Here is an 8,489-nt window from a genome sequence, read left to right as displayed (position 1 = left end):
AAACTTCCATTTGAAGTCCTTACTGATACCCAAAAAGAATATACCTTGCTTGACAGTTCCACTAATATATGGAAGTACAACTTACATCTCTTATACTATAGCGGAGAACAAAAAGATTATACATTCTATTTAAATATAGATAACGGTGTTATATCTGAAAATCCAAATGCTTCTCCACTAACTGGAAAATGGCTTTATACAACAGAAGCAGGAAATAAAGAAATTATTACTTTCAATGGTGACAATACTGGAAATTGGGAATCCGTAGATATATATGACAACACTTCCAATACAGATACATTCGCTTATACTGTGAATGGAAATGAGGTTATCATTGATTTTGAAGAGGGTTCGCTTGAAACCTACCGCTATGAGATAGTTGACAACGAAATGAAACTGACTTATGAAGATGGACATACGGAAGTCTATACTAAGCAGTAATCAAGTAAAACATATAAAAAGAAAACAGCATTTGAGCTTAAAAAACTCTTATGCTGTTTCTTCTTTTATATTGTACATCAAATATATTAAATTGATTCCTATGTGGATATTAATCTATATATTTGTAGAGCAGCTTTAAAACTGCAAGAGATTATTAATTTATTGTTGAATTTCTTGGTATCTTTAACGGAGTTAAACTGTGAGTTAAACCAGACACTTATTACAATATATTTTAGATAGAATAAGGTTGCGTAAATGTCTGTTTTATTGCATAATAACAGAATATAAGGATGCTCGAATGGTGGAATTGGGCGAGGGACTTAAAATCCCTTGGCCAGTAATGGCTGTGCGGGTTCAAGTCCCGCTTCGAGTACGATAAACGCTAACTGCTTGATGATGAGTAGTTGGCGTTTTTCTTTTATCTTTTGACCTGATGCTTTTGGCGTTGTTATTATGATGTTATTACCTTTGGAGAAACTATCTTTCTCATGATCGGATAAATCAGAATCTGTATTAAAACGCATTTGGGTAATCAGGCTTTGGCGTTCCTCATAGCTTAAAATAGATGTACCCTACTTCTCTTTAGCTGTTTCATGCATGGTAGTCGTCAAAGATGGTGAAAGAATTAATGCCCTATCAAGTGATAGCCACAAGCTTTGCGGCTATCACTTGATAGGGCACTGCATTATTGAAATGCTTATCTATGAGGTTTTTACTTTTTTGTCAAACTGACATTTGTTAGCGTATCTAATTGTAATTTGCAACACAGTTTGTTGTCCCCATTGTTATATATTTGCGTATGATTATGAATTGTTTTTAAAAATTAGGCAGTGTAACCTTAAACAATTCATTGGGCTGATGTTCACGTTGGATAATACCTAACATGGTCTTTACAATCGATGGATTTTGTGCTGCTACATCATGGTCTTCGTGAATGTCTTCTTTCAGATTGTACAGTGAAGGAATTCCTTTCTTGACAAGGAGTTTCCAGTCGCCCATGCGTACGGCCATCTGGTCGTTTTCATGGAACTCCCAGTATAGGAATTCATGTTCTTTCTGTTTTTTATCGTTTCCAAGAAGCGTCGGGGCAAAGGAAATTCCGTCGAATTCATCTTTTTTATTTTTTTCGATGAACTTCTTGTCGCCAATCAATTCGCAGAATGTAGGCAGAATGTCGTAGAAAGCAAGCTGGTGGTCATTGGTGGTTCCGCTTGTAATATGTCCGGGCCAGCGTACGATAAATGGAATTCGGATTCCTCCTTCATAACATTGACGCTTAAGTCCTCTCAGTTTTCCGTCACGTCCGAAAAATGCCGGATCGGCTCCACCTTCTTCGTGAGGTCCGTTGTCGCTACTGAAGAATACGATAGTATTTTCATCCAAACCTTTTTCTTTGAGTTTTTTAAGTATTTCTCCGACATAACTATCCAGACGAGTAATCATTCCGGCGAAGTGGGCATGTGTATGATCTGAAGGATTATATCGTGATTCTTCTTCACCGCCCCACGTTTTGTCGGTAAAGAATTTCTTTTTATAATCGTTGAATATGGAATCGTGAGGCTGAGCCAGTTCGGCATGGGGAAGAGTATATGTAAAGATTCCACAGAACGGCTGATCTCCTGTTTGTGCATCCAGCCATTTCAGAGCTTCCTGATGGATGAGATCTGCCGAATATTGCGGACGCTTGAAATAGTCATCACCAAACATCGGATACTTGATATTTTCTTCCAGTACGATTCGTTTCACTTCCTTGTCACCTTTCGAGCGACTATAGCGGTTCAAGAAATTAGGATAGTATAAGTGTGCCTGGAACTGGCAAATATATCCGTAAAATTCGTCTACGCCTCGTTTGTCGGGAGTAGACCAGGAACCTTCGTAGCCTCCTGCCCATTTACCGAACATTCCGGTTGTATAGCCATGTTTTTTCATGACCTCGGGCAGGATGACATGGGTAGAGTCATACGGCTCCTGACCAACGACAGCGTAATCTTTGTTCTCACCATAGGTTACGACAGCCGACTGTGTCCAGTATTCCTTGTTGCCTCTTACATGAGTATGTCCGCTGTGCTGGCCGGTCATCAGAGTTGCGCGTGAGGGAGCACTTACCGGACTTCCCGCATATGCTTGTGTAAAAAGCATTCCCTCTGCTGCCATTTGGTCAATATTAGGAGTGTTTATAAATTTTTGACCATAGCAACCTAAGTCGCCATATCCCATGTCATCGCATAATATGAAGATAATGTTTGGAGCCTTATTATGCTGGGCGAAAGCTCCCGAAGCGACCATTAAAGCCGATAAAATCAGACCTTCTTTTTTCATAATATTTATATTCTTAGGGGGTTATTTGTTTCTGTCCGATAAAAGTCCGGATTGTGTTTTCTTTTCGTGCTTCTTGTCGAAGCATATAATTTACAAATTTAGAAAAATATTATTGTAGTTCATTGCTCTGCTTTGAGATATATTATTCGACCGCAGGTTTGACAGGTGGGAATATGAAGCAAAAAGCCAGCCTGATTATGTATCGGGCTGGCTTTTTGCTACAGTTACTTCTATGTGAAAAGGTAAAAAATCATTTATAAAATGACATTCTGTTGCTTTCCTTCCATCCAGGTTTTAATATTCTGGAAAACGATTTCGGCACGGGCTTCCATCGATTCGGCTGAAGCGAACGCAACATGTGGAGTCACAATTGTATTTTTACTGTGCAGTAACGGGTGATTGGTATCGAGGGGAGGTTCATTTTCGAAAACATCAATACCTGCCCCACGCAGGCGGTCTTCGTTCAACGCTTGAGCCAGTGCTTCAGAGTCGACTACTCCTCCTCGGGAAGTATTGATCAGATAAGCTCCCGGTTTCATGTGGCTGATACGTTCTGCATTCATTAAATGATGTGTTTCGGGAGTAAGCGGGCAGTGGAGCGATACGATATCCGATTTTTCCAACAGCTCATTTAGCGCAACGAAATGAATGAACGAAGGTTCATTGCCCGTTACATGGCGTTTGTTGCCTAAGACCGTACATCCGAACGCATGACACAGTTCGGCTGTGCGAGTTCCTATAGCTCCTGCTCCTACGATACCGACTGTTTTTCCTCTCAGTTCACATCCTACTAAACCATCTTTTGTTTTTCCTTTCCTGCAGCGTTCTGATACCTGAGGGACATTTCGCAGCAAGGAGATCATCATGCAGAGTGCAAGTTCTGCTACCGATTGTGTAGAGTATCCTGCAGCATTGCTTACCTGAATTCCTTTAGCGCGGGCGGCTTCGAGGGCTACATGATCTACCCCTGTGAAGGCTACGTCAATATATTTAAGTTTTGAACAGCTGTTGATAACTTCTGCGCTAAGTGGCATATTGGCTATCATGATAATGTCGGCGTCCTTAGCTTCTTCTATTTGAACAGCCGGATCTGTGTTTTTAGGATATGCCTTAAACTCGTGTCCGGCCTCTGTCAGCGGAGCTACATGACGTTGCAAAGAAGCTTCGCTAATTCCCAGCGATTCTAATAATACGATTTTCATTATTCTATTATTATTTAATGTAGATGAATTTTCGGAATATGTGTATTATCAAATGGTCATCAGAACCATTTTATTCTTCGGAAAATGACAAATGCCATAGCCGAAAGGAAGATTGAAGAGAATACAATGATAGAAAAAGCATGAGGAAGCTCTTCTATATGTATGTCGACATTCATTCCGTAAAAACTGGCTATCAGTGTGGGTACCATCAAGATAATGGACAAGCTTGTCATGCGTTTCATGATTGTATTCACATTATTCGATATGATGGAAGCAAAGGCATCCATGGTTCCGGTCAGAATATCACTGTAAATGTTTACCATGTTGTGTGCCTGTTTTAGTTCAATCAGTACGTCATCTGTCAGTTCCGGGTTCTGATAATCTTTTTCATTAAAAATGTTTTGCAGCTTGCCAACCATAACTTCATTGCCACGAATAGAAGTATTAAAATATACCAATGTCTTTTGTAAGTTCATCAGGCGGAGCAAATCTTCGTTTCTGATACTTCGTTCAAGCTCTTTCTCGGCTGTACTTACTTCATTGTTTATCTGCTTCAGGTATTTCAGAAACCATACGGCCGAGGAATAAATGATACGTAAAATCAGTTCGTGCTTGTTGGGTACATTGATTGCCTTGCGGCGGGTATGCTGAATGAAATCAGGAATCATTTCGGTAGAATAATAGCAAATAGATACAATAATCTCGTTGTTGGTTATAATGCCGATGGGAACAGTTGTATAAGGTACTTTCTGGTTGCGTGTCTGTATAGGAATACGTAAGATCGTGAGCAACCAGTTCCCTTCCGTATCGGTACGGGGACGTTCATCGGTATCTGCTATATCGTTTAAAAAAGAAGTTGGGACTTTCAGTTCTTCCTGAAGAAATTTGAAATCATCGTCGGTAGGGCATTCTACGTTAACCCAGCAGTTGGGTTGCCAGTTGGGGATTTCCACAAATCCGGCTTCGCTGTAAAGATACTTTCTCATTGCATTGCTCCTTTCTTGTTTTGTGTCCGCCGGCAGCAGGCAAGGCAATGAAAGACAGATTCAAGCCTCGGCTTACTCCCGTAGGAGAAGGTTAATACTACATGTACACGTTCGCGAGTTTGAATCGTCCATAAATCGTTTTTTTTATTTTAGGTTACAAAAAAAGCTCGCCTTCTGACGAACTTTCTTGCTCTTCAGGTTGGACTTGAACCAACGACCCTCTGATTAACAGTCAGATGCTCTAACCGACTGAGCTACTGAAGAAGATTTAATATGTTTAAAAAGAATGCTCTTCAGGTTGGACTTGAACCAACGACCCTCTGATTAACAGTCAGATGCTCTAACCGACTGAGCTACTGAAGAATCATTTTGCAATCTGAGTTTTTAGCTCTTCAGGTTGGACTTGAACCAACGACCCTCTGATTAACAGTCAGATGCTCTAACCGACTGAGCTACTGAAGAAGGTTTTTCTCAATTGCGACGCAAAGGTAGTAGGATATTTTGAAATATGCAATATCTTTGCAAAAAAAATTAGAATAAATGGATAAAATTGTTGGAATGGGCAACGCTTTGGTTGATGTATTGGTCCTGATGGAAGATGATGGAATGCTTGAGGACCTGCATTTACCCAAAGGGAGCATGCAGTTGATAGACGAAAAAACATTATTGGAAATACGGGAAAAGACAGCCGGACAACGGTTGCATCGGGCAACAGGTGGCGCTGCTGCCAATACTATATGTGCCCTTGCCGGTCTGGATGCTCAGGCAGGCTTTATCGGGAAAGTCGGAACCGATGAGTTTGGAAAGTTTTTTGAGCAGACATTGAAGAAAAGGGGAGTGGAAACTTCCTTGTTGAAATGTGATTGCCCTTCGGGGGTTGCTTCCACATTCGTATCTGCTTGTGGTGAGCGTACGTTTGGAACATTTTTAGGAGCCTCGGCTACGTTGTGTGCCGATGATTTGACACGTTCTATGTTCGAAGGGTATTCTTATTTATATATAGAAGGGTATCTTTTGCAGGATCATGACCTTATTGTCAAGGCAATGCGTCTGGCAAAAGAAGTCGGTTTGCAGATTTGTCTTGACATGGCGGCTTCAATGTCGTTGAGGCTGAACGCGATTTTTTCGATATGCTGATAACAAAATATGTTGATATTGTTTTTGCCAATGAAAGTGAAGCGCGTGCTTATACCGGAAAAGAGCCGGAAGAGGCTTTGGGAGAGATTGCTTCGAAATGCAGTATTGTAGTTATCAAGACAGGGAAAAAAGGGTCGCTGATAAAAAAAGGTACAGAAGAAATTCAAGTAAAGCCCTTGCCGGTAAAGAAAGTTGTCGATACGACTGGAGCAGGTGATTTTTATGCAGCAGGATTCCTTTATGGATTGACGTGTGGTTATTCGCTCGAAAAATGTGCTCAGATAAGTACTATTCTGGCGGGATATGTCATTCAGACTGTAGGGACGGCTCTTACAAAGAAGAAATGGAACGAAATAAAGTTAAATATTGAAGCTGTTCTGCAAGCCTGAACGGAATAATGTGTTTATTTGTACGTTAAAATCATTGACTATGAATAAGAAAAGAACGTTGGTGGGAGCATTCGTCGTTTTATTGGGGCTGGGGTTGTCCAGCTTTAAGGACGATGACCGTAATTTTCAGATAGCAAAGAATCTGGATATCTTTAATTCTATTTTCAAGGAGCTTGACTTGTTTTATGTTGATACAATCAATCCTGAGAAAATGATTCAGAACGGAGTGAACGGTATGTTGGCTCTGACCGATCCGTATACCGAGTATTATCCTGAAGAGGGCGTCAGCAGTCTGAAGGAAATGATTACCGGAAAATATGGAGGTATAGGGGCTGCTATCCGATATTATAAGAAGAAAGACCGTATAGCCATTGTGGAACCTACGGAAGGTATGCCGGCGGCAGAAGCAGGACTGAAGGCTGGAGATATCATTCTTTCGGTGGGTGGAAAAGAAATGGTACGTGGCGATATGAAGCCTCAGGACTTTTCGTCGAAGGTAAGCGAAGCTTTGCGCGGAGAGCCGGGTACATCTTTTATTCTGAAAGTGCTCCGTCCGCTGAAGAACGACAGTACGGTGATGGAATTTAAGATAACCCGTAAAAATATTCGCAACAATCCGGTTCCGTATTATGGTATTCTGAAAGATAGCATAGGCTATTTGTCGCTGACAGGATTTACGGATAACTGTGCAAAGGATGTGAAGAAGGCATTCATCGAATTGAAACAACGTGGAGCTAAATCGCTGGTAATCGACTTGCGGGATAATGGAGGTGGTTCGTTGCAGGAAGCTGTCGACATCATAAACTTCTTCGTTCCGAAAGGTAAGGAAATTGTGGTGACGAAAGGAAAGATTCGTCAGGCGGCGGGTTCGTTCAAGACACAAAACGAGCCGATTGATACAGAAATGCCTCTGGCTGTACTGGTAAACGGCAACACGGCTTCGGCTTCCGAAATTTTGAGTGGCTCGATGCAGGATATGGACCGTGCAGTAATTATCGGTACGCGTACGTATGGTAAGGGGCTGGTGCAAACTACTCGTCCGTTGCCGTATAATGGTACGCTGAAGGTGACCACGTCTAAGTATTATATTCCAAGCGGCCGTTGTATTCAGGCTATCGACTATGCAAAAAAGAATGCGGATGGTTCGGTGGCACGAATCCCCGATAGTTTGACAACTGTTTTCCATACGGCTGCCGGACGTGAGGTTCGCGACGGCGGAGGTATTCGTCCGGATATTGAAGTGAAGGGAGATAAGTTCCCGAATATCTTGTTCTATCTGCTGAACGACGATTTGATATTCGATTATGCTACCCAATATTGTCTGACACATCCGGCAATTACTTCGGTCGATTCGATACAAATTACCGATGCCGATTACGCTGAGTTTAAGAAACAAGTCAAGGCTGCCAATTTTACTTACGACCGTCAGAGTGAGAAAATGCTGAAAACACTGAAGGAGGTGGCCGAGTTTGAAGGATATATGGAGGGTGCCGCAGATGAATTTAAGGCTTTGGAACAGAAACTGAACCATAATCTGGATCGTGATCTTGATTATTTTGCTAAACCGATAAAGGAGCAAATTGCCGAAGAAATTGCAACCCGTTACTTTTATCAGCGTGGAGCGGTTATGCAGCGTCTGAAGGATGATGAGGATCTGGATAAGGCTATTGAAGTCCTGAACTCTCCAGAAAAATACAAAGAGATATTGTCGGCTCCTGTAAAAGTTGCAGACAAGCAATAACCATTGGTCTGAAAGGTTTTAACACCGGCAAGAATACATTGCACGCCTACCAGAGCGGCATATGTATTCTTGCTGTTTTTTTATGCTCTTTTCAGGTATAATGAAAAAGAATTGCTTCGGAATGGTAAATGATTCATAAGGTAAGCTTGTCTGATATCCTGTGATTTCTTTTTATTTTTACCTGAGTTCGGGATAAGTTTAGAATAAGGCCAGTTGTTTTGAGTCCTCAATATAGTATCCTTGCAATGCATCCGGTTTGTTTTCAAAGAAACAA

5 protein-coding genes, 4 tRNA genes and 1 pseudogene are annotated in these 8,489 nt (G+C 41.4%); 4 read left to right on the top strand and 6 right to left on the bottom strand.

Annotated elements, in window-relative coordinates; all coding sequences use genetic code 11:
• On the top strand, window positions 1-441 hold a 441-nt coding region (locus tag ACZM60_RS13940), incomplete at its 5' end, for a hypothetical protein (protein WP_489521793.1).
• Window positions 442-733: 292 nt separating this feature from the next.
• A tRNA-OTHER gene (locus ACZM60_RS13935) sits at window positions 734-814 on the top strand.
• Window positions 815-1,257: 443 nt separating this feature from the next.
• Here the strand turns inward: ACZM60_RS13935 and ACZM60_RS13930 are convergent.
• From ACZM60_RS13930 to ACZM60_RS13905, 6 genes are all read right to left on the bottom strand, one after another.
• Window positions 1,258-2,727 (bottom strand): arylsulfatase, encoded by a 1,470-nt coding sequence (locus ACZM60_RS13930; RefSeq protein WP_489521794.1) that lies wholly within the window; start codon window positions 2,725-2,727, stop codon window positions 1,258-1,260.
• 287 nt (window positions 2,728-3,014) lie between these two features.
• Window positions 3,015-3,962: a 2-hydroxyacid dehydrogenase gene (locus ACZM60_RS13925; RefSeq protein WP_489521792.1), complete on the bottom strand. Its 948-nt coding sequence runs from the start codon at window positions 3,960-3,962 to the stop codon at window positions 3,015-3,017.
• A gap of 59 nt (window positions 3,963-4,021) precedes the next feature.
• On the bottom strand, window positions 4,022-4,948 hold the full coding sequence (locus ACZM60_RS13920; protein ID WP_021970151.1) for a magnesium transporter CorA family protein: 927 nt from the start codon (window positions 4,946-4,948) through the stop codon (window positions 4,022-4,024).
• Window positions 4,949-5,138: 190 nt separating this feature from the next.
• A tRNA-Asn gene (locus tag ACZM60_RS13915) sits at window positions 5,139-5,212 on the bottom strand.
• Window positions 5,213-5,237: 25 nt separating this feature from the next.
• A tRNA-Asn gene (locus ACZM60_RS13910) sits at window positions 5,238-5,311 on the bottom strand.
• 25 nt (window positions 5,312-5,336) lie between these two features.
• Window positions 5,337-5,410 (bottom strand) — tRNA-Asn (locus ACZM60_RS13905).
• 78 nt (window positions 5,411-5,488) lie between these two features.
• Between ACZM60_RS13905 and ACZM60_RS13900 the strand changes: the two are divergent.
• Window positions 5,489-6,474: pseudogene (locus ACZM60_RS13900) on the top strand (adenosine kinase).
• A 40-nt stretch (window positions 6,475-6,514) separates the two neighbouring features.
• Window positions 6,515-8,215 (top strand): S41 family peptidase, encoded by a 1,701-nt coding sequence (locus ACZM60_RS13895; RefSeq protein WP_021970596.1) that lies wholly within the window; start codon window positions 6,515-6,517, stop codon window positions 8,213-8,215.
• Window positions 8,216-8,489 lie beyond the last annotated feature (274 nt).

This window comes from Phocaeicola sp., from assembly GCF_057861905.1.
The sequence above is the reverse complement of the archived record's forward strand: the minus strand, read 5'-3'. Positions and strand labels throughout refer to the sequence as shown.

Excerpts from the sequence above, each read along its gene's own strand:
- ACZM60_RS13930 (WP_489521794.1), bottom strand. The coding sequence starts at position 2,727 with ATGGTCGCTTCGGGAGCTTTCGCCCAGCATAATAAGGCTCCAAACATT.
- ACZM60_RS13925 (WP_489521792.1), bottom strand. The coding sequence starts at position 3,962 with ATGAAAATCGTATTATTAGAATCGCTGGGAATTAGCGAAGCTTCTTTG.
- ACZM60_RS13920 (WP_021970151.1), bottom strand. The coding sequence starts at position 4,948 with ATGAGAAAGTATCTTTACAGCGAAGCCGGATTTGTGGAAATCCCCAAC.
- ACZM60_RS13895 (WP_021970596.1), top strand. The coding sequence starts at position 6,515 with ATGAATAAGAAAAGAACGTTGGTGGGAGCATTCGTCGTTTTATTGGGG.